Consider the following 19,649-nt stretch of genomic DNA (forward strand, 5'->3'; position numbering starts at 1 on the left):
AATTATTAATAAATATTAGATATTAGCTTATACTAGTATGCTCAAATACTAACTACTTGCTTATATGTCAGGGACATCTGATGTAATGTACGGAGTATCATGTCTATTGTAACAGCATCGAAAAAGAAAAGTATAAACGAGTTCACCGATGAGGAACTAATCATAGAACTTTGTTTGCGCGGTTATGATGTTAGGAAGAGTAGTGAGAACAACTCTGCTCATAAGTCTCATTAGTTAGTCACTTACCAGATAAATAAATGCAAATCACAGGTATTTTCACATTATTTCAAATGAATAACCTGTTGAGATAAAAACAAGAAATTGACATTGCTCTAAAGCAATGTCATACATACTAAATACAACTCTAATTCTTCAGTTCGCCTTGATATACTCTATCATCTTCGGCGTTAGCAGTGGTGCTATCTGCGGAAGCATGTTAGGCATTAGATTCTCCATTGCAGCCGGCATGAGGTCAGGCATCTGCTCGAGCATGTAATCCGGCATTGGGACTCTCTTTTCAACAGCCTTGAGCATCTTTGGCATGACCTTTGGCATAAGTGAAGGCATGAGCAGCGGCATCATCTTTGGCATCATCGGCTTCATGAGTGCATCCATACCGGGTACGTACTTCACGGTCTTCATCATTGCCTGCATGTAGGATGGCATCGCTCCGATCATATCAGGCAGCAGTTCAACCATCATCTCCGTCATGTTCTCAGGCTCCATTAGGTCTATCATTTTCTCAAAAACTGCCCATGCAGCAAGTGCATCATTGGTGGTGTCAGGTATGTCATATCCAAGACTGCGGGCAGCAAGTGCACCAAGGTCCTGAATTTCCACGTTAACATTGTTCTCCCTGGCAGCCACCCTGAACTGGACAACACAGCACGGACACAGGGCAGCCATGATGTCAGCATCCTGGTCCACAGCTTCCTGAAGACGTACATTACCGATCTTTGATGCGATCTTCGGCTCATCGATAAGTGTCACAACAGAACCACAGCAGAGTGCTTTCTCACGGTTGTGCTCCATTTCCTTGAAATTAACTCCGGGGATGGCTTTGAGCAGTTCACGTGGCGCATCATATACACCTGCTCCTGCCCTGCCTATGTGACATGAGTCGTGCCATGCAACAGTCTTGTTCAGTGGTACCTTGAACTTTGGTTTGAGCACATCCAGCTTATCCATGAGCACTTCAGAATAGTGCTTTGCTTCAATATTGAATTCCAGGCCAAGCTTCTCAGCCCACTGTGGATAGATCGTCCTCCACATAAGCAGACATGCAGGACATGAGGTTACAACGGTCTTTGCCTCACGCTTCTGCATATTGGCGATGTTCATTTTCAGGATTCTCTCGAACACATCCCACTTTCCGGCAACAAGCATGGGTATTCCACAGCATGCTTCCTTGTCGCCAAGGGTTGTGAATTCGATTCCTGCCTCGTCAAGCAATCTTGCAGTTCCAACGGCAACATCCTTCTCAACAAAAGATGCGGTACATCCGGCAAAGTAGGCAATGTCTGCTTTGTCCTTGATCTTCGGCCTGAGGTCATCAGGTATCCATTTGTCCCTGTCAACCCTGTAATTTGCCCAGATATTCCTCTGTTTGTCCAGACTCTGGGCCATGATCTCAAACGGAGGAATAGTCATCATGCCTCTCTTCTGGACAAAGTTCTCTCTCAGGGTCATCCATGAGCGCTCGATTGGCAGGTCAAGCTGGCAGTAATAGTCACACATCTCACAGGTGGTACATGCAAGGAAAGTGTCAACCTGTTCCTGGTCAAGTGGCATCTTTCCTGCAAGATATTCCTTAATGAAGAACCACTTTCCACGTGGGGACTGTGATTCCCAGCCGCGTCCGTAGTACTGGTCACACTCGTTTACACAATAACCGCACTGTGCACACGTATAAGCGTGTGAGATGATGTCTCCGGGCAGTCCCTTCTCATCCTTGAACTCCTGATGGCCGACACCTGACATATTTCCAACCATACGTGCCATTGGTTCGAATATCTTGGCCATTGAAAGTCCTGTGTTTATAAGTGACTTGCCTGTAAGGGTTTCAGGGTTCATTATGTCTTCAGGGTCAACCTGCTTTTTGAAATCCTTGACTAGCTTAAAGCGGTCTCGGTAAACATTTTCTGCCTGACTTGCAAAGTAAAGACCTGAAGCATATATCCTTCCACCATTCTCCTCTGCTATCTTTACAATACTAAGTGCAAGCGGGAAGGCAAGGTTATACTTGAATGATCTTTCAGAGTGGGGCATGAAACAGAGCATGATGGCTTCCTCACCCTTAGTAACCATTCCTTCAACAAGTACAGGAAGGCCTATCTTTTTCTCAATTTCATTGAAAACTGTGTCAATCCTGTCAACAGGTACAACAACTTCAGCCGGGATGAATGAAGGACCAAGTCTCTTTACCTTCATTGACCTGAACCATTCCTGTGTTTCATGCTCGGCAATTTCTTCCGGCAGAATTTCTCCACCGGCTTCCTTGATTATTCCTTCAAGAGCACTTACATCCCTTGACACAGGATAGGCAAAATTGCATATGTAGGAAAGCGGCAGTTCCGGTCTGTGCTCGTCAATAGTCTCACCATAATGAGTCTTGTACGGAGCTTTGTTCTTCATATCAGCCCATTGAGGATTTAAGAATGAGATAGCCCATACAGGGACTTTCTTCTCCCCAACCATCCAGATCGCGTTCTTCATTGATGATGCGTCAGGGAATTTTGCAGAAATAGCGCCAGTTTTTTCGTATTTTCTCAGCTTGAGGGTGACCTGTGTGATAATTCCGGTGGTACCCATGGTTCCGATTATCTTTGCCAGTTCCTCGCCTGAGAAATCTTTTACTTCGCCGTTTGGCAGGACAATCCTTGCGGATTCCATTGTGTCCTGTGACCAGCCGTATTCGTAGCTACCGTAACCCACACCGTTCTGGGCAAGCCAGCCGCCAACGGTTGCAGACATAGCACTTGATGGTACGGCCTGTACTGCAAGTCCTTCCTCATTGAGTTTTTCTTCCAGGTTATACCATACGGCACCTGCACCAACCGTAACCCTGAGATTGTCCTTGTCGAGATTGATTATTTCTCTCATAGGCGTTACATCAGCAATGATTCCGCCTTTTGTTGGAATGATTCCGCCGTATCCGGAAGATGCTCCGGCTCTGGGCACAACAGGTATTTTGTATTTATTTGCAAATTTTATAAGTTCTACAGCTTTTTCTTCGTTTCTTACTTTTACAATAGCAGCAGGTTTTGTTTTGCCTATCATTGACTTAATTAAAGAAGGCAAAGCTCCTACATCATGTGTATAAAAGTGCCTTTCCTTGTCTTTGAAATTTACACCTCTGCCGAAAATATCGATGAGTTCTTTTTTCTGTTTCTCGTTTAAATTGTAGACTGAATTTGCCATGATAAACCCCATAATATATATTCAATACTTCTATTTAAAATATTTTTAACAATGTACTAATCTAGTATCTCTATATGTCCCTATATATACTGAATTGAATACTTCCATATAAACCTAAATTTAATCAGTTCTATACCAATTATTATATTGGTTACTGAATATGTTTAAAGTGGGATAATGTATGGATTTGCCTGATCATAAAACAAAGATTGTATGTACTATTGGTCCTGCATCGTCATCCCCTGAGATGATAAGGGAACTTATTATTGCGGGCATGAATGTTGCGCGACTGAATTTTTCTCATGGTGATATGGATGACCACCGTAGGCTTATTAAAAGGATCAGAGATGCGGCTGACGAACTAAATCAGGTGGTTGCGGTCATGGCAGATCTTCCGGGTCCAAAGATCAGGGTTGGAGTAATTGAAAACGAACCTATGATATTGAAAAAAAATGACCGTATAACTTTAACCACAAGAGATATACTTGGAAAGGATTCGTTTGTTCCTGTTCAGTATAAACAGATTGCAGATAGTGTTTCACCAGGCAGTCCTATCTATCTAAGTGATGGTTTCATTCAGCTCAATTGTGATAAAATAGAAGATGAGGATATCCATTGTAAAGTCGTTGTAGGCGGTCCGCTTTACTCTAAAAAAGGTATTAACCTACCCGGTTCTAAGATATATGTAAGTCCGATAACGGGAAAGGATCTTGAAATAATCGATTTTGCCCTGAAAGAAGGTATTAACATATTCTGTCTTTCTTTTATAGAATCCAAAGAAGACGTTATGCAGGCACGAAGTTATATTGAATCCAAAGGAAAGAAAGCATTCCTTGTTTCAAAAATAGAACGTGAGCAGGCAGTAAAAAATATCGATTCTATCCTGCAGGAATCCGATGCTATTATGGTAGCACGTGGTGATCTTGGAGTAGAGGTTCCTATTGAGGATGTCCCTATTATTCAAAAGACGATCATCCACAAAGCAAACCTTCTCAGCAAACCGGTGATCACCGCCACACAAATGCTTGAGTCTATGATCAGCAACATCCGTCCCACAAGAGCTGAAGCAACAGATGTTGCAAATGCGATTATAGATGGTACTGATGCGGTAATGCTATCCGGAGAAACAGCGGTGGGAAAATATCCTGCTGAAACTGTGAGGATGATGGCTACAATTGCAAAGTCAACAGAGAAATGGAGGAATACCACTACTCTTGGACTTGATCTGATGACAAAAGCCATCCAGAAAATGAATCCCGGTATAGAGGATGTAATTTCCATACAGGTAAATGATGCTCTTCGAAGTTTACCAGTACGTTATGTTATAACTCCAACTGTATCCGGAAAAACCTCCAGGATGATATCCCGTTTCCGTCCGAATGTCTGGATTCTTGCATTTAGTCGTAATGAACTGACATGTGAGCAGCTAGCTTTGCAGTATGCGGTGTATCCTGTATTTGTTGTATTAAAAGTTCATGAATGGGAAGCCACTATCATGGATTCTCTTAAAAGGTTAGGAAATATTGATTCAGGGGATCTTGTTCTTTTAACACAGGGGCAGGCTCCGGGAGATGGCAGATCAGGTGGCACAAATTTCCTGAAGTTTATTGTAGCTGAGTGATTATTTTTATACCTCGGCGTGCAACATTTTACACATCAATTATCCGTCTATCTTACGCATAACAATTGAACCATCGCGCATGTGAACTTCAACGTACTTTTCTTTTTCCTTATCCGGTTCATATTTGTTATAGAGCATTGATTCGACTCTTCCGGCGTCCATGAGTTCTCTTATAAGGCTGCTGTCCTCTCCTTTCATTCTGGATTTTGCAGCAGGAGGGCTGGTTTTTGCTTTGTTTTTACTGTAGATGGCACCGCCTTCCATTCCCGCACCTATGAACCCTTTAGCATTAAGGAATATGAGTTTTCCATCTTTCATGTATGCTCCGGCAAACTCTCCGACTTCACCGTGGACAACCACCACTGCGCCGTTAAGATGGGAACCTGTGTTCATTCCTGCATTTCCGTTTACGATAACAGTGGCTTTTCTGGCAAGCATTCCGGTTCCATTGTAGGCATCACCTTCAATGATAACTTTTGCATCACAGGGACATCTTGCAGCCACAGTGCCTCTGGGAATTCTATCTTTAAGAACTAATATCCTTTCAGTTTCATTGAATTCATTTCCAATGAGTTCTTCACTACCTGTTCCGTTACATAGTATATCTGTAATTGAACGGAATTTCCTGTATTCAGGAACATCGCTGGCAATTTCCACTATATTTCCAAGGGGATATTCAATGTCACCTTTGACATATAGTGTGCCGGAAACCATTCCCATACCGGCTTCAGGTCCGACATTTCCGTCTATGAATATCCTACCTGCTTTCTCAATTTCCCCACTTCCACCAAGGTGTTTGATATCAGCACCGAGACTATAGGCGAAATTCGTCCCTACATTTCCGGTGATTCGAACATCACCACCTGCCTTAAGTTCATTGACAATGTTCCGGTATGTGAATGTACTGTCCTTCTGTTCAGGTATCAGGGAATCAGGATTCAGGCTGTTATTGTGCCAGTAAAAATTGAAAGTATAGTCGCAGACATAATCTGCAGTTCCTTCAAGAACGAGTTCTTTTACCATAATTTCATCCGTGAATAAGTCGTGGCAGGCATTTTGTGCAGACCCAGAGACTTTCCATGTTATGCCTTACAGGCATGAGGTAGTTATCCTGTTCTCCGCAACCGCAACTGAAACACTTGATCGAAACATCAGTTGTCTTTGGTTGTGATTCAGCTTTTCTCAGGTCAAAGGGTATAGCTTCTCTTTCTTCTATGGTGATAGCACCTTCAGGGCAGACTCCTATGCAGAATCCCATTCCGTCACAGAGTTCTTCAGCAACTACCTTTGCCTTTCCATTAATTATCTGTATCGCACCTTCGGCACATGGTGAAACACACTTTCCGCATCCAGTGCACTTTTCTTCGTCAATCTTAACTATAAGTCTCTTTGTCATGTTTCCATCTCCCATTCTTTTCTCCAGGTTTAATGATGTGTTCCTTCAACAAGCTTAATTCCAGCATCCTGTACTGTTTTTCTAATTTCATCGATGTGGGGACATTTCGGATAATTTTCCATCTGCATGCATGAGCTCAGGTGTATCACGTCAACACCTCGCTTCTTCAATGATTTGAGCAAGCGGTAAATTCTTCTGCCGGAACATCCACCGCAGGTGAAGAATGCAACCATTTCTGCGTTCTCATCGTACTCCTCAAAGTACATGCTCCTTTTATTGAATGCCATGAAACATCCCACACCAGGGCACGCTTCTGATACTATATCGCATCGGATGACTGCGATCCTTGTTGGTGGTTTAATATCTTCGATAATACCAGCTCCATCTTTAAGAATTAAGAAATAGGATCAAAAATAAGATAAAACAGGGGATATCCCCTGAAGAAAATTCACTCAATTTATTTAAAGACCGATCTCTTCCTTGAATTTGTCAAGACCCATATCATCGATGACTCTTCCAAGGCGGTGTTTTGAACCGTTTGCCTTGGTGAAACTGAGGATCTTATCAACAAGTGCAAGGACTTCGTCTTCACTGAGTTCATCTGCAATGACATCTGCAAGCCTTGGTTTGATAGCTGCATTACCGCCAACCATGACAGTGTATCCCTTTGGTGTTCCCATGATGCCTATGTCTTTGATTGCAGGTTCTGAGCATGAGTTCATACATCCGGAAACAGCCATCTTGAATTTGCAAGGGAGTTCCATTCCGTGATATTTCTCATCGAGCTTAAGCCCAAGACCAACAGCATCCTGCTGTCCGCGCTTACAGAATGTTGTACCCGGACAGATCTTTACACTTCTGACACAAAGTCCAATAGCAGCTCCTGGCTTGATTCCAAGGTCTTTCCAGGCCCCATCGATATCCTCTTCTTTTAATCCTACAATAGCAACTCTTTGTGATGAAGTTACTTTTAATGTTGCAGCCCCGTACTTTTCTGCTACATCAGCGATCTTGCGAAGCTGTTCTGCAGATGCTACACCGCCTGGCAGGTGTGGTGCAATTGCATATGTTTCCTGGTCTCTCTGCAGGATTGCTCCTTTCTCAAGTAGATCTTTTGCCATATTGGTCACTCCTTCTTCCAAAATTATCTTCTGGATTACTGGTATATTATGGATACTCACTTATATATTGGGTGGTTTCTAATAGGATACTATGAAAGATTGCACAATTTACAAAACGGTCGATATCGTCGGCAAAAAATGGTCGTTATGCATCTTGCATGAGCTTTATAAGGGTGAAAACAAGTGCAAAAGGTTCAACGAACTTAAAAACAAATTGCAGGATGTAACGCCCAAGACACTGTCCACAAGGCTGAAGGAGCTGGAAGAACATGGACTTGTTGATAAGCTCGTTGATGATACGGTGTTTCCTATAAAGTCGGAATACAGTCTTACAGAAAGCGGAGAAGAGTTCCTTCAGGTGTTACAGAACATCAAACAATGGGGTCTTAAATGGCAGTTTGAGAACCCTGAATGTGGTGGAACTAACTGTAAGACATGTGAACTGTGATAGTTTTAACAGAATATACTTGCAATAAATTAATTTGCATTGCTATGCTATAATACATGGATTTATAGATGCAGATTTTTCTCTGTGTTTTTATCAGGAGTGAATTATGCCTAAAAGATTAACACGTTCAAGAACCGATAGAATGATAGCAGGTGTTTGTGGAGGTCTCGGTAAATATTTTGATATTGACCCGGTAATCATCAGGCTTCTGTGGGCTATAGCTATATTTGCTTATGGAACAGGTCTTTTGCTGTATATTCTTGCATGGATCATCATTCCAGAGGAATAATCTCACCTTACCGGTGAAGCATACCAGATATTTTTATTTTTGAGATCGTGCAGTTCATATTTTAGCAGTTCCACAAACAATAAATATTCTGCAGCAAGTGTATTACTTATATCAAAGTAATTGGGGGTTAGCAGATGGGATCAAATCCTTTAGGTGTTACCATGTGTTTCCAGCGATTGAAGTCAATTGTAGTGCTGGTATTGATCGTGATTTTCTTCCTTTCGCTGTCCGGGTGTCTGGAATCAGATGATGTTCAGAAGGAAAATACAGATATGTTAAATGGAAGCGCTGAAGATATTGAGGATGACTTAACTGCTAGTCTGGAATATGATGCCATGCTTTCTGAAACGCTAACAGTAACAAGTCCGGCTTTTGAAGATGGTGGGGCGATTCCCGCAAAATACACATGTGACGGTGAAAACATCAATCCCGGTCTGGAAATATCAGGTGTTCCAGAAGAAGCTGAATCTATTTTATTGATCATGGATGACCCTGATGCGCCTATGGGTACGTTTACTCATTGGGTGGTCTGGAATATTCCCGTTGATCCCCAAATAGACGAAAATAGTATTCCGGGAGTTGAAGGCAAAAACAGTGTAAATCAAGCATCATACACAGGACCGTGTCCTCCTTCCGGAACACATCGATACTTCTTCAAGGTATATGCACTTGACATTGAATTGGATTTGGAAAGTGGTTCAGACCGTGATCTTGTGGAAGATGCAATGAGTGGACATGTACTGGCATATGGTGAGTTAATGGGAACTTACAGTCACTTATAAGCAGGAAATCAGAAAGTTCGGATGGGATAATATGAATGAAAAGATGAGAATCGATGCATATTCCATAATGTCAGATGCAATTGCAGCAGTTGATCCGGAAGCCTGTATTTATCGATCGGTGGAGAAAAGTGGTAATGAATTGCTTATACACGGCCGCTCTTACGATCTTTCCCATTATGCGAATATCTACGTTATCGCTTTTGGAAAGGCATCCATACCAATGTCAAAGGCTATGGAAGAGATTCTTGGTGACTCGCTTACAAGTGGCATTGCTGTTACAAAAAATGGATTTGCAGGCCCTCTTTCCAGAATGAATGTTTTTGAATCAGCTCATCCGACTCCAGACAATAACAGTATTGAAGCTGGAAGGATGATCCATGATTTTCTAGATACTACCGACGCCAATGACCTGATATTTTTCCTTATATCAGGTGGAGGATCGGCACTTGTTACATATCCGCGCAAGGGTATTTCACTCACAGATATGGCAAAACTCACTGAGACTCTGATACGTTCAGGTGCCACAATTGACGAGCTTAACGTTGTTAGAAAACACCTGTGCGCCATAAAAGGTGGCGGACTTGCAAAAATGGCCTTCCCTTCAGAATCTGTCAGCCTGATACTTTCTGATGTTGTTGATGATCCACTGGATGTGATCGCTTCAGGACCTACTGTTCCTGATACCTCTTCTTTTGTAGATTTCCATGATATCATCGAACGCTATAATATTATATTATCACCTGCGGTTGCCGGTGTGCTTGATGATGGACTCGAGGGTGTGATCGAGGAAACTCCAAATTCAGGAGCGACGGTTTTTGAAAAAGCCAGTCATTATCTTGTGGGAAACAATTCCCTTGCACTTCTGGAAGCTGAGAAAAAGGCTTCTGAGTTGGGTTATAATACCATGGTGCTTACATCGTCTGTTGTGGGTGAGGCCAGGGAAGTTGCCAAGGTGTTTGCTGCAATTGCCAGGGAAGAACGCCGCAGAGGTGCTCCGCTTCCTCTTCCTGCCTGCATACTTGTCGGTGGCGAAACCACTGTTACAATGAAGGGAAGAGGCCTGGGTGGCAGGTGTCAGGAAATGGCCCTGTCATTTGCAATTGAAGTTGCAGAGCTGAATAATGTTCTTTTGCTGGCAGCAGGAACAGATGGTAATGATGGAACCACAGACTGTGCCGGTGCATTTGCTGATGGCGAAACTGTTCAGAGTGGAAGGAATTTGCAACTTGATGCCAGAATGTATCTTTCCAACAATAATTCCTATGGCTTCTTTAAGGAAACAGGCGACCTGATAAAAACGGGACCTACAGGAACAAATGTAATGGATATCTACATTATTCTGGTGGATATGTTCTGAATAAAACAATATTTTTAGTTCTTAACTCCTTTTCATTCCTTATTTTTACCAATAATTGAGACATTAAGAAATTAACTCTTAACTCGCCAATAAAAGGAAGCATTAGACTGAGATTTAAACTATTTCAAAACACGTTTTTTCCCGGTCATGTTCAGCACTACATAGAACACGGTAAACATGGAATTGGAATAGAGCACCGGGTAAAGAAGGATTTGCCATGCGATGTAAAATATAAATTGAGCTTTGATTTCTGGTGTTGGTAATTCCTAAACTCCAATTTGATGGGTACCATATTCGGTAAACTCTTTGGCGAAATTATTCACAAGAAAGAGCCATTAATTTGTTACTTCAAAATTAGCATAGTAGATATTTTTATCATAATTTCCTGCACTTCTGAAATCCATAATCTCTTTACCTATTCTGTAATTACCATCAGGAAGCTCACCATATAACCATTCCCAATCAACTTCCCATTCTACAGTGTCATTCATTGGAATAATCCAAGCCTCATCTGTCCAAGCTCTTTCATATTCTGATGGTGTCATTTCTACAGGTAACCATTGTCCATTTATTGATTCTTCTAATAGAAAATAGCTACCAGTAAGTAATTCTCCAGTTGGTTCCCCACCGAACTGTTTACATACCAACGTCATTCCAGTAGGAGTAATTTCAGTTGCTTTTAATTGGATACCCCAACTATCATCTATTTCTTCTTCAACGCATCCTGCAACTGCAAGAACGGTTAGTAATATTAGTAAAATTAATAGTTTCTTCATTTACACCATCAACAACACAAACTAGATGCACATATTTTAATAAATTATATTTGAGTTATGTTTTCTTGTGGAGTATATGCCATACAAAGTATATTTAACTTTTCTGATTTTAAATTGAACTAGATATAACTGTGCAAAAAAGGTGCGGTAAAGATGTTTTTGTTGTTCCATTATACCCTCGTAAAGGTAAATAGTTTCACTTAGCAGCCTTTTGATTTATACGTTATTGGAAACTCTTCTCCTCGATGGCCAACAAATCGGAAAAAAGAATGATATTGTATTTCTTCTTCTATCAAACAAATATATCCATTTCTCTTTCTAAATTCAAGAAATTATTCTGAATAGAACAAATAGAACTGGCATATTCAGAGTTCGATATCGACCTCATAGACCTTTTCCGGATTTTCCTTGTGGATCTTCCAGAATGGTTCTTCTCCGAATTCTTCTGCAAGTTTAAGTGTTCTTCTGGGTATTGTTTTAGGACCAAGCACGGCTCCGGGTCTGTCAGGGTCGTCAATGTAGTCGGTTTCCATCATAAAACGGGTTCCCTGTTCTAATGCTTCCTCAATGGCTCCTTTGCCTGCAAGCACACCGGGGAAGATCCCCAGTCTTTCACAGACATTGACCAGCGGTGGTGCGTAGTGTTTTACAACCTTATGCATTTTGATTCCGGTTTTTCTGGCACGCTGTGCAATATCTATTAGTTCAGGCTCTCCAACGTCTTCTGTATGTAGTTGTACGGCACAATCAAGGTCTTTGGCAAGTGTGAAGGCATATTCCATTACCTCGTTGGATGCATCCCATATTTCCGGGCTGACAGGATAGTGCGGTCTTCCGCTTTTTAGTCCAACTGCAAGTCCCCGATTTACATAGTCTGCCGCAATGTCAAGTCCACCTTTCATGGTCTCTACAGCTTTTGACAGCTCCATGTATTCGGCGAGTTTTGTTATTTCTGCGGGGTGAACTCCCAGAACAGGGAACGAAGTTACTCCAGTTTCGTTTATCTGTTTGGAGATGTTCACTGTTTTCTCAAAGACTGCAATCTGGTCTTCTGGTTTTGTTACTTTGATACCAAGTGTCCAGCTTGGTTTCATGACAAGGAAAATGTGTGTTCCACCTGTGTTCTGGAACTCTTTGACAGCTTTCAGTCCTTTTGCCCTGAGGTCAATGTGCATATGCTCGTCTGTGATTGGGAAACTTAGTGTCATAATATTCTATATGAGTTTTTAATCTAAAAATATAGGCGGTCAGGTATATATGCAAATTGTGGATTATATATCCGTATGAACCTGAAATTGTTTTTAAAGCACAGGGATGTACAGTCAAGTTTATTGTCCCTGCTGTGTCAGTTGATAATCATGGTACTTGCATCTCTGGTAATTGTTTCAGGGACAGTTACAGGTTTGAAGGCTGTACTGATTTTCATAATTATATTAGGTTTTGTTTATATTTTTGCAACGACACTTATAAGGCTGAAAAACCTGGCAAAGGCAACGGATTCACCTTAAGTTTGATATATTTTACATTTTTAGGCTCTGTGGAATACCTCTTGAAATTTCCACCTATGGCCAAAATCTTGCAATAATAATCACCATCCAATGTAAATATTGAGTTTTTATTGACGTGCATAGTAGCTAGAATTCAGAGGATTTCTACCAAGGTCGAAAATCTCTATATTAATTATGTAAAAGCATCCTTTGAAAGGATGCTCATATCTCATTTATTGTTTCTTCAGGAAAAGGATCGTGAACAGACCCAATACACATGCGGTAAGCGCAGGTGTGGCTGTTGGTACCGGTTCTGGTTGTTCCAGAGCTCCCCTATCGCTGACCAGATACTCCCAGTAAGTATTTCCTTCTTCAGTTGTACCATTATAGCTGATGGATGCACCTTCCTGCTGGAAGGACATGAAGTCTACAAAACCACCATTCTCAATAGGAGTCGTGTAATTGAAAACAGCTACATTATCGGAATTTATGCTAACCTTAAGGTCAGATGTTGATAATGTGGTGCTTAATGGGCGTCTCCTATTGTATTGTTTTTCACTTATCCAGTCCTTTTCAATAACATCGACCTCATCTCCGAAATACTCTGAGATAACTTTTCCAGTGCATTTTTCCATAAATATCAGGTGTTTGTATGAGTATTCATCATATCCGTCACCAACTATGTCCCTTACACCGTAGAAGACCGTCTGATAATTATCCGTGCTCACTTCGGACCAGCTCCAGCCATGCATCTCCATTGGCCATGTTATCTCTGTGCTTGTCATTGATATCATATGGTCCATGTACCCTTCTCCCTGAGCTACTGTGTATTTCTTACCATCAATGACTATTGACCCACTGAGGTTTCCACAGGCATTTTCATATGTAATGAATTTCAGGGGCTCTTCAGCCTAGTCAACAGTTTTGCTGGCGTTTGTCTGAAACAGCAAATTCATTTCCACATCTTCATGTGTATAGTTCAATTCATATCCCTGAGATTGTGAGCCATTGTAACTCTTCATTCCATCAGGGAACGTATAGTCCACATAAGGTGTGTGTATCCCTACATAATTGCTAAGAAGAGCATTTGGAATATAAGTATCAACTTTGTTGAAAAATGATGTATCGTTGTCATAATAGAGGCCATAGAAAGTAAGCATATAGGAGAGTTGCGTTCCATCTGAAGTTACCATGATGGGCGATTCCTGATGTGCCAGTACGACAAAGAACCCGAAACTTCTTTCTTCTCCGTCATCGGCCACAAGTTTTGTATCACCATTCAAATACCACCATTCTGCCATCATATTCGTAGCAAAGTCAGTATCAAGATATCCTCCTTCTGTATAGTCTTTTTCTATTCCCTGCACTAAGACTGTTTCATCTGATGTGGCCATTGCAGAAGCTGCCACGCTAAGGTGTATAAGTATATAGAGTATCCCTAAAAATATTCCTAAGCCAATTTTCGTATCCTTTCCTATTCTCATTTGCATTTCCCCCACGAATCATTTAAAATAAGAATGTATATATTAAGCAAAGTTATAATTGCCTTTAAAAAATTATAAATGTATGGAATCTATGATTCTAAACATTGTTTCTTAAATAAAGTATCATCCAGTCTTTTTTATTTCTGCTTAAGTTGACGTGTATATTTGCTTCCTGGGGATGAAATATATATGATGTAGTTGTCAATAAAGCAATTTGCACTTCAAATTATCGAATTATCAGAGGCTTAATTCTATCAAATTACAATTTGCTAAAAAACGTATTCATTTTGAGCAATATTAATTCACAGAGAAAGGGATTACCATGTCACAGAAATCTACAATCATTTATACAAAAACCGATGAAGCCCCTGCTTTGGCAACCAGTTCGTTCCTGCCTATTGTAGAGGCTTATGTGAAAAACGCCGGAATCACAATGGAAACAAAGGATATCTCCCTGGCGGGAAGAATCATTGCCCGGTTTCCCGAAAGACTGACAGAGGACCAGAAGATCTCCGATGCCCTTTCCGAATTGGGAGAGATGGTCTTAACTCCGCAGGCTAACATTATCAAACTACCTAATATCAGTGCTTCAATTCCCCAGATCAAAGCGACAATTGCAGAACTCCAGGCTAAAGGTTATGATCTGCCCGATTATCCCGAAGATCCTTCTAATGATGAAGAAAAGGCGATCAAAGCGAAATTCGATATTGTTAAGGGCAGTGCTGTTAACCCGGTACTTAGAGAAGGGAATTCTGACCGCAGAGCTCCTAAAGCTGTAAAAAATTATGCAAAAAAACACCCCCATTCCATGGGAGAATGGAAGTCCGATTCCAAATCCCATGTAGCCAGCATGAACGATGGTGATTTTTACGGCAGTGAGAAATCTTTTGAAATTGAAGAGGCTACTAATTACAGAATTATCTTTACAGATGAAGCTGGTAATAAAACAGTATTAAAAGACAAAGCTCCTCTTCTGACCGGAGAGATCATTGATGCATCTGTTATGAACAAAAAAGCGCTTCAGGCATTTCTGGCTGAACAGATAGAAGATGCCAAGGCTCAAGATGTCTTATTCTCCGTTCATTTGAAAGCGACAATGATGAAAGTTTCCGACCCTATTATCTTTGGTCATGTGGTTAAAGTCTTCTTTAAAGATATATTTGATAAATATGGTGATCTGCTTTCAGAATTAGGTGTCAATCCCAACAATGGACTGGGAGATCTCTATACAAAGATCCAAAATTTGCCTGAAGACAAACAGGACGCAATCAAAGCAGATATAGAAGCTGTGTATGCTAAAAGACCGGAATTGGCTATGGTTAACTCTGATAAGGGAATTACCAATCTCCATGTTCCAAGCGATGTTATCATCGATGCTTCCATGCCTGCAGCAATCCGTTCATCAGGAGGCATGTGGGGACCGGACGGGAAACTGAAAGATATGAAAGCCGTAATTCCAGACCGCGCTTATGCGGGAGTGTATCAGGAAACTATTGAGTTCTGTCAAAAACACGGTGCCTTTGATCCATCAAAAATGGGAAGCGTTTCCAATGTGGGGCTTATGGCGCAAAAAGCTGAAGAATATGGTTCACATGACAAGACCTTTGAGATGACTGGTCCAGGAAAAGTTAAGGTTATCGATGACAACAATAATGTACTCGTTGAACAGCCGGTAGAGGAAGGGGATATCTTCCGTATGTGTCAGGCGAAAGACGCACCAATTCAGGACTGGATTAAGCTGGCCGTTAAAAGAGCCAAAGAGACAGGCGATCCTGCAGTCTTCTGGCTCGATGAGAATAGAGCTCACGACTTACAGCTTATTAAAAAAGTGAACAAATACTTGAAAGATTATGATACCGATGGTCTGGAATTATTGATCAAAGCTCCCGTTGAAGCGACCAGGTTTTCATTGGAGAGAATTAAAGAGGGCAAAGATACGATCTCTGTGACTGGAAATGTTTTGAGAGATTATCTGACAGACCTCTTCCCTATTTTGGAATTGGGAACCAGTGCGAAAATGCTATCGATCGTTCCCCTGATGAATGGCGGTGGACTTTTCGAGACAGGTGCCGGCGGCTCAGCACCCAAACACGTACAGCAATTTGTATCGGAAGGTCACCTGCGTTGGGATTCCCTGGGAGAATTCCTGGCCTTAGGTGCTTCTCTGGAGCATCTTGGTAACAGTTTTGATAATCCTAAAGCTCTGGTTTTAGCAGAAACATTGGATAAAGCGACAGAGCTGGTTCTGGAAAACGGAAAATCACCTTCCAGAAAAGTGAATGAGATCGATAACAGGGGATCTCATTTTTATCTGGCAATGTATTGGGCTCAGGCTCTGGCTGATCAGGAGAAGGATAGCCAGTTAAAAGCTATTTTTGAACCTGTAGCTAAATCCCTGATGGAAAATGAAGAGAAGATTGCCAATGAGTTGTTAGAAGCTCAGGGCAAAGCAGTGGATCTCAAAGGATACTACGCTCCGGATGAGGAGTTGAGATCCCAGGCCATGAGACCCAGTGCGACTTTGAATGGGATTATCGATTCTATTTAATTTTATTGTGAAAACAAAAGGAAAGCCCCGGTTTCGGCCGGGCCCCCGCAACCCCCCAGATTTACATATTAGGACTGTTTTTGACGGGATTGCCGTCTGATGGGTTGCTACTTGATGGACTACGTTCTGATGCAGAAAAAGAGCATTTTGCAAATGCTAAATTAAAAAAGTATTTATATGACACTATCTTTATAAATTTCCATGGAAGATACGATATTATTAAATACAGTATTACCTATCATTTTCAGCTTATCTTTTATTGGAGTCATAGTATATTGGTTTGGATCTTTTTATTACACATACTCCCCTCAAAAAATAACTAAAGAAGATATCTATATCAATGGTGGTATTTATTTTGCATTTGAAATATGTCTCTCATTATTACTAGCCATATTCGCAAATGCAGTATATTCAGAAATCATGATTCCAATTTTATTCGAGAAATTATTATTCATATTTTTAATATTTACATCCCTAATAGTTGTACTTTTAACATTCCACATAATTAGTAAAATAATAGATGAAGAAGAAAACAATAAATCAGCATTCATACTTCAAAATACAATTAAAAAGTATTTAAATAAAATAAATCCATGTGCAGCAATTTTAGTATTTGTGGCATACACCTTTATTAATGAATTATATTTGTTAATACAAGAAGATCCCGATATAAAAATAGCCTATTATGTAATCATTGCTTTACTAATTTTATCAACATCCGTAATTGTAACTATTATTTGCGCTTTAAATGGATATGGAAATAGTCGTTACTTTAAAGTCATAATCACTATGAAGGATATTAATATAGAGCCTGAAGAAGGGATTATATTGAAGCATAAAGATTATTTAACACTGTATAAAACAGAAACAGAAAAAACAATTAAAATAAATAATGGGGATATATTTAAAATTGAATACAAAGAAAGAGCAACTGAAGAATCATTTTCAAACAATTCCTTTTTTTACAGTCCTTATTTCTTAGGAGCATAAACTTTTCTTCTAATCTCACCATTCATAAAATGGAACAGAGTTAACTCATTATCAGGCCTTCTTTTATCTGACGGTTTCTATCTTTTGAATAGAATGTATTCAGTGTTTTTATTGAACTCATGCGCCAATCCTCATCAACCGAGTTCGATGCTTTCAAAATTATCAGGTGGATCTCTTAAATCCTTCAGGAAAAGACACCGCCGTTTTTGTGGTATTGTTTTCTCTTTCAAATTTTCTCTTTCATTGATCTTGTTTTTTTAGAACTTTGTCTGTAGCTTACATGGCATGTATGCTACATGTGATGTATGTTATATTGAAAGTTTTTATTTCACTTGTGAATATTTAGTTTTTAATTTGTGTTATCCACACAAAATCAAATCAATCCGTAAACAATTTTGATAGCCATTATCCATAAAACCACACCAAACATCTGTTTGATCGTTTCTGATTTCATTTTGCTGTGCATCAGATGTGAGCCTACCTGTCCTCCTATGAATGCAGCCAGAGCTGTATAGATCATGAGAGTCATATCCAGATGTCCTGTGCTCAGATGACCAAAGAACCCTGAGAATGAAGAGAACAATACAATGAAAGCTGATGTGGCTGAAGCACGTTTTGTCTCAAACCCAAGTGCGATCAAGATAGGTACAATAAACACACCGCCACCAAGTCCGAGAAGTCCGGCAAAAAAACCTATTCCAAATCCAAGAACGATACCAATGATGGATTTGTTTTTCTTATCCGTGACATTAGTTGATGCATTTTCTGCTCCTTTTTTTCCAAAAAATAACATTCGTGCTCCGGCAAAGACCAACACTATGCTAAGTATCCATAGCAGTATCTCAGTTGAAACAAACTTGGTAAAGTAGGCACCGAGTGGAGCTCCTATGATGGAAGTAACTACAAAAGGAGCTGCCACTTGCAAGTCTATCATTTTTTTCCTGTAATAGGTGATTGCTGCTGAGCTGGCAGTTATACCATTGAGAAGCAATGCTGTAGGTATTGCAATTAGCATATCAATGCCGAGCCAGTAGAATAATGGTACATATACCAGAGAGCCACCCAGGCCAAGCATTGAAAATATAACGGCTAGAAAAAAGATAATAACAGCAATTAGAATAACATCCATATGACCAATTCCAGATTTTGTAGCAGTATATTATGTAAAAATGGTTGGTGCAATTGCACCCATTGCCAATGTTCTAGTCTATCGACTACTTATTGTTAGCACAGGGTTTGCAAAGCATTTTTCCATCTACATCCTGCAATTTATGAGCAAATGTACGTTCACCGCACTTATCACACAATCCTGTATCAAAAACACCCTTTTTCTTTTCAAAGGTATAATCAAAAACCGGACTGATAACGAGGAAGTTTTCTTCAGGTATGCTTAGTATTTTGTTAATAAGGGGTTCTGCAATCTCAGAAGAAATGTCCTGTGGCAGTACTCCTGATTTCCTCTGTTCAACAAACGGAGATTGTAACATGTTTCCAAAAAATTCAGGCTTTATGTATGCTCTGACTGCTTTTTGATTTATTGTATCAATGAGTGTAAAGGCCATTTTGCCATAGTAGGTCTTCTCAATATTGCTTTTTCCATAAGTACATCCTGTAATAGCCATAAGACCATCAACAAAACACCCGGCTGCATGATCATTTCCTGTCTCTGCTATCATATAGAGCTCTTTATCTTTCGATCTGTCAACACCAAGTGCATTCATAGCAGCAGCTCCTATTCTCATTCCAAGTGGCATAGCAGGGCATCTGTGACCGTGAAAAATAAATCCAGTTTCAAGATAATCATTTACATTAATCATTTTAATATCTCCATAAGCTCTTTGTACGATTTTGTGATTTAATCACAAAACCGGTGATCCACAATTAGTTTTTTCTCTATTTAAAGATGATGGTTTCAAAAAGATTTGAAATA

General features: G+C 40.4%; 19 protein-coding genes. 8 read left to right on the forward strand and 11 right to left on the reverse strand.

Features of this window, described 5'->3' with window-relative positions; translation table 11 throughout:
• Positions 1 to 372 precede the first annotated feature (372 nt).
• Positions 373 to 3,420, reverse strand: coding sequence for an FAD-binding and (Fe-S)-binding domain-containing protein (locus FKV42_RS09600; RefSeq protein WP_154809993.1), 3,048 nt, complete (start codon positions 3,418 to 3,420; stop codon positions 373 to 375).
• Positions 3,421 to 3,601: 181 nt separating this feature from the next.
• Here FKV42_RS09600 and pyk point away from each other — a divergent pair, with 181 nt between their 5' ends.
• Positions 3,602 to 5,041, forward strand: coding sequence for a pyruvate kinase (pyk, locus tag FKV42_RS09605; protein WP_154809994.1), 1,440 nt, complete (start codon positions 3,602 to 3,604; stop codon positions 5,039 to 5,041).
• 39 nt (positions 5,042 to 5,080) lie between these two features.
• Here the strand turns inward: pyk and FKV42_RS09610 are convergent, their stop codons facing one another.
• The 4 genes from FKV42_RS09610 to FKV42_RS09625 all read right to left on the reverse strand — a co-directional run bounded on the left by FKV42_RS09610 (position 5,081) and on the right by FKV42_RS09625 (position 7,558).
• On the reverse strand, positions 5,081 to 6,064 hold the full coding sequence (locus FKV42_RS09610) for a GltB/FmdC/FwdC-like GXGXG domain-containing protein (RefSeq protein WP_154809995.1): 984 nt from the start codon (positions 6,062 to 6,064) through the stop codon (positions 5,081 to 5,083).
• Between the two features lie 4 nt (positions 6,065 to 6,068).
• Positions 6,069 to 6,437 carry an ATP-binding protein gene (locus FKV42_RS09615; RefSeq protein WP_154810184.1) on the reverse strand — a complete coding sequence of 123 codons (369 nt, stop codon included), beginning with the start codon at positions 6,435 to 6,437 and terminating at the stop codon, positions 6,069 to 6,071.
• Between the two features lie 29 nt (positions 6,438 to 6,466).
• Positions 6,467 to 6,799, reverse strand: coding sequence for a CGGC domain-containing protein (locus tag FKV42_RS09620; protein WP_394348064.1), 333 nt, complete (start codon positions 6,797 to 6,799; stop codon positions 6,467 to 6,469).
• 99 nt (positions 6,800 to 6,898) lie between these two features.
• Complete coding sequence (locus FKV42_RS09625) at positions 6,899 to 7,558, reverse strand: nitrite/sulfite reductase domain-containing protein (RefSeq protein ID WP_154809997.1); 660 nt, start codon at positions 7,556 to 7,558, stop codon at positions 6,899 to 6,901.
• 91 nt (positions 7,559 to 7,649) lie between these two features.
• On the opposite strand from FKV42_RS09625, the gene FKV42_RS09630 reads away from it, so the two are divergent.
• The 4 genes from FKV42_RS09630 to FKV42_RS09645 all read left to right on the forward strand — a co-directional run bounded on the left by FKV42_RS09630 (position 7,650) and on the right by FKV42_RS09645 (position 10,434).
• Positions 7,650 to 8,006: a winged helix-turn-helix transcriptional regulator gene (locus FKV42_RS09630; RefSeq protein WP_154809998.1), complete on the forward strand. Its 357-nt coding sequence runs from the start codon at positions 7,650 to 7,652 to the stop codon at positions 8,004 to 8,006.
• A gap of 106 nt (positions 8,007 to 8,112) precedes the next feature.
• Positions 8,113 to 8,295 (forward strand): PspC domain-containing protein, encoded by a 183-nt coding sequence (locus FKV42_RS09635; protein WP_154809999.1) that lies wholly within the window; start codon positions 8,113 to 8,115, stop codon positions 8,293 to 8,295.
• Positions 8,296 to 8,429: 134 nt separating this feature from the next.
• Positions 8,430 to 9,077: a YbhB/YbcL family Raf kinase inhibitor-like protein gene (locus tag FKV42_RS09640; protein WP_230375583.1), complete on the forward strand. Its 648-nt coding sequence runs from the start codon at positions 8,430 to 8,432 to the stop codon at positions 9,075 to 9,077.
• A 31-nt stretch (positions 9,078 to 9,108) separates the two neighbouring features.
• Entirely contained in the window at positions 9,109 to 10,434 is a 1,326-nt protein-coding gene (locus FKV42_RS09645) for a glycerate kinase type-2 family protein (protein WP_154810000.1), read from the forward strand.
• A 335-nt stretch (positions 10,435 to 10,769) separates the two neighbouring features.
• On the opposite strand, the gene FKV42_RS09650 is transcribed toward FKV42_RS09645, so the two are convergent.
• The gene (locus FKV42_RS09650; protein ID WP_154810001.1) at positions 10,770 to 11,210 is read right to left on the reverse strand and encodes an immunoglobulin-like domain-containing protein; all 441 of its coding nucleotides are present in this window, start codon (positions 11,208 to 11,210) and stop codon (positions 10,770 to 10,772) included.
• Between the two features lie 365 nt (positions 11,211 to 11,575).
• Positions 11,576 to 12,418 (reverse strand): TatD family hydrolase, encoded by an 843-nt coding sequence (locus tag FKV42_RS09655; protein ID WP_154810002.1) that lies wholly within the window; start codon positions 12,416 to 12,418, stop codon positions 11,576 to 11,578.
• A 75-nt stretch (positions 12,419 to 12,493) separates the two neighbouring features.
• Here FKV42_RS09655 and FKV42_RS09660 point away from each other — a divergent pair, with 75 nt between their 5' ends.
• Positions 12,494 to 12,718, forward strand: coding sequence for a hypothetical protein (locus FKV42_RS09660; protein ID WP_154810003.1), 225 nt, complete (start codon positions 12,494 to 12,496; stop codon positions 12,716 to 12,718).
• Between the two features lie 212 nt (positions 12,719 to 12,930).
• Here FKV42_RS09660 and FKV42_RS09665 read toward each other — a convergent pair whose 3' ends face one another.
• Positions 12,931 to 13,500, reverse strand: coding sequence for a hypothetical protein (locus FKV42_RS09665; protein WP_154810004.1), 570 nt, complete (start codon positions 13,498 to 13,500; stop codon positions 12,931 to 12,933).
• A gap of 108 nt (positions 13,501 to 13,608) precedes the next feature.
• Positions 13,609 to 14,181, reverse strand: coding sequence for a hypothetical protein (locus FKV42_RS09670; protein ID WP_154810005.1), 573 nt, complete (start codon positions 14,179 to 14,181; stop codon positions 13,609 to 13,611).
• Positions 14,182 to 14,503: 322 nt separating this feature from the next.
• Here FKV42_RS09670 and FKV42_RS09675 point away from each other — a divergent pair, with 322 nt between their 5' ends.
• Both FKV42_RS09675 and FKV42_RS09680 read left to right on the forward strand, forming a co-directional pair.
• On the forward strand, positions 14,504 to 16,729 hold the full coding sequence (locus FKV42_RS09675; RefSeq protein WP_154810006.1) for an NADP-dependent isocitrate dehydrogenase: 2,226 nt from the start codon (positions 14,504 to 14,506) through the stop codon (positions 16,727 to 16,729).
• 201 nt (positions 16,730 to 16,930) lie between these two features.
• Positions 16,931 to 17,719, forward strand: a complete 789-nt coding sequence (locus tag FKV42_RS09680) for a hypothetical protein (RefSeq protein ID WP_154810007.1) — start codon at positions 16,931 to 16,933, stop codon at positions 17,717 to 17,719.
• 373 nt (positions 17,720 to 18,092) lie between these two features.
• On the opposite strand, the gene FKV42_RS09685 is transcribed toward FKV42_RS09680, so the two are convergent.
• Complete coding sequence (locus tag FKV42_RS09685; RefSeq protein ID WP_154810008.1) at positions 18,093 to 18,848, reverse strand: sulfite exporter TauE/SafE family protein; 756 nt, start codon at positions 18,846 to 18,848, stop codon at positions 18,093 to 18,095.
• 85 nt (positions 18,849 to 18,933) lie between these two features.
• Complete coding sequence (locus FKV42_RS09690; RefSeq protein ID WP_154810009.1) at positions 18,934 to 19,536, reverse strand: FmdE family protein; 603 nt, start codon at positions 19,534 to 19,536, stop codon at positions 18,934 to 18,936.
• Positions 19,537 to 19,649 lie beyond the last annotated feature (113 nt).

The organism is Methanolobus vulcani (assembly GCF_006546655.1).
GTDB lineage: Archaea > Halobacteriota > Methanosarcinia > Methanosarcinales > Methanosarcinaceae > Methanolobus > Methanolobus vulcani_A.

What these genes read in the sequence shown, in the direction of transcription:
- FKV42_RS09685 (WP_154810008.1), bottom strand. Translation starts at nt 18,848, where the DNA reads ATGGATGTTATTCTAATTGCTGTTATTATCTTTTTTCTAGCCGTTATA.
- FKV42_RS09655 (WP_154810002.1), bottom strand. Translation starts at nt 12,418, where the DNA reads ATGACACTAAGTTTCCCAATCACAGACGAGCATATGCACATTGACCTC.
- FKV42_RS09680 (WP_154810007.1), top strand. Translation starts at nt 16,931, where the DNA reads ATGGAAGATACGATATTATTAAATACAGTATTACCTATCATTTTCAGC.
- FKV42_RS09660 (WP_154810003.1), top strand. Translation starts at nt 12,494, where the DNA reads ATGAACCTGAAATTGTTTTTAAAGCACAGGGATGTACAGTCAAGTTTA.
- FKV42_RS09650 (WP_154810001.1), bottom strand. Translation starts at nt 11,210, where the DNA reads ATGAAGAAACTATTAATTTTACTAATATTACTAACCGTTCTTGCAGTT.
- FKV42_RS09665 (WP_154810004.1), bottom strand. Translation starts at nt 13,500, where the DNA reads ATGGACCATATGATATCAATGACAAGCACAGAGATAACATGGCCAATG.
- FKV42_RS09610 (WP_154809995.1), bottom strand. Translation starts at nt 6,064, where the DNA reads ATGGTAAAAGAACTCGTTCTTGAAGGAACTGCAGATTATGTCTGCGAC.
- FKV42_RS09635 (WP_154809999.1), top strand. Translation starts at nt 8,113, where the DNA reads ATGCCTAAAAGATTAACACGTTCAAGAACCGATAGAATGATAGCAGGT.
- FKV42_RS09625 (WP_154809997.1), bottom strand. Translation starts at nt 7,558, where the DNA reads ATGGCAAAAGATCTACTTGAGAAAGGAGCAATCCTGCAGAGAGACCAG.
- FKV42_RS09615 (WP_154810184.1), bottom strand. Translation starts at nt 6,437, where the DNA reads ATGACAAAGAGACTTATAGTTAAGATTGACGAAGAAAAGTGCACTGGA.
- pyk (WP_154809994.1), top strand. Translation starts at nt 3,602, where the DNA reads ATGGATTTGCCTGATCATAAAACAAAGATTGTATGTACTATTGGTCCT.
- FKV42_RS09640 (WP_230375583.1), top strand. Translation starts at nt 8,430, where the DNA reads ATGGGATCAAATCCTTTAGGTGTTACCATGTGTTTCCAGCGATTGAAG.
- FKV42_RS09670 (WP_154810005.1), bottom strand. Translation starts at nt 14,181, where the DNA reads ATGAGAATAGGAAAGGATACGAAAATTGGCTTAGGAATATTTTTAGGG.
- FKV42_RS09675 (WP_154810006.1), top strand. Translation starts at nt 14,504, where the DNA reads ATGTCACAGAAATCTACAATCATTTATACAAAAACCGATGAAGCCCCT.
- FKV42_RS09645 (WP_154810000.1), top strand. Translation starts at nt 9,109, where the DNA reads ATGAATGAAAAGATGAGAATCGATGCATATTCCATAATGTCAGATGCA.
- FKV42_RS09600 (WP_154809993.1), bottom strand. Translation starts at nt 3,420, where the DNA reads ATGGCAAATTCAGTCTACAATTTAAACGAGAAACAGAAAAAAGAACTC.
- FKV42_RS09630 (WP_154809998.1), top strand. Translation starts at nt 7,650, where the DNA reads ATGAAAGATTGCACAATTTACAAAACGGTCGATATCGTCGGCAAAAAA.
- FKV42_RS09690 (WP_154810009.1), bottom strand. Translation starts at nt 19,536, where the DNA reads ATGATTAATGTAAATGATTATCTTGAAACTGGATTTATTTTTCACGGT.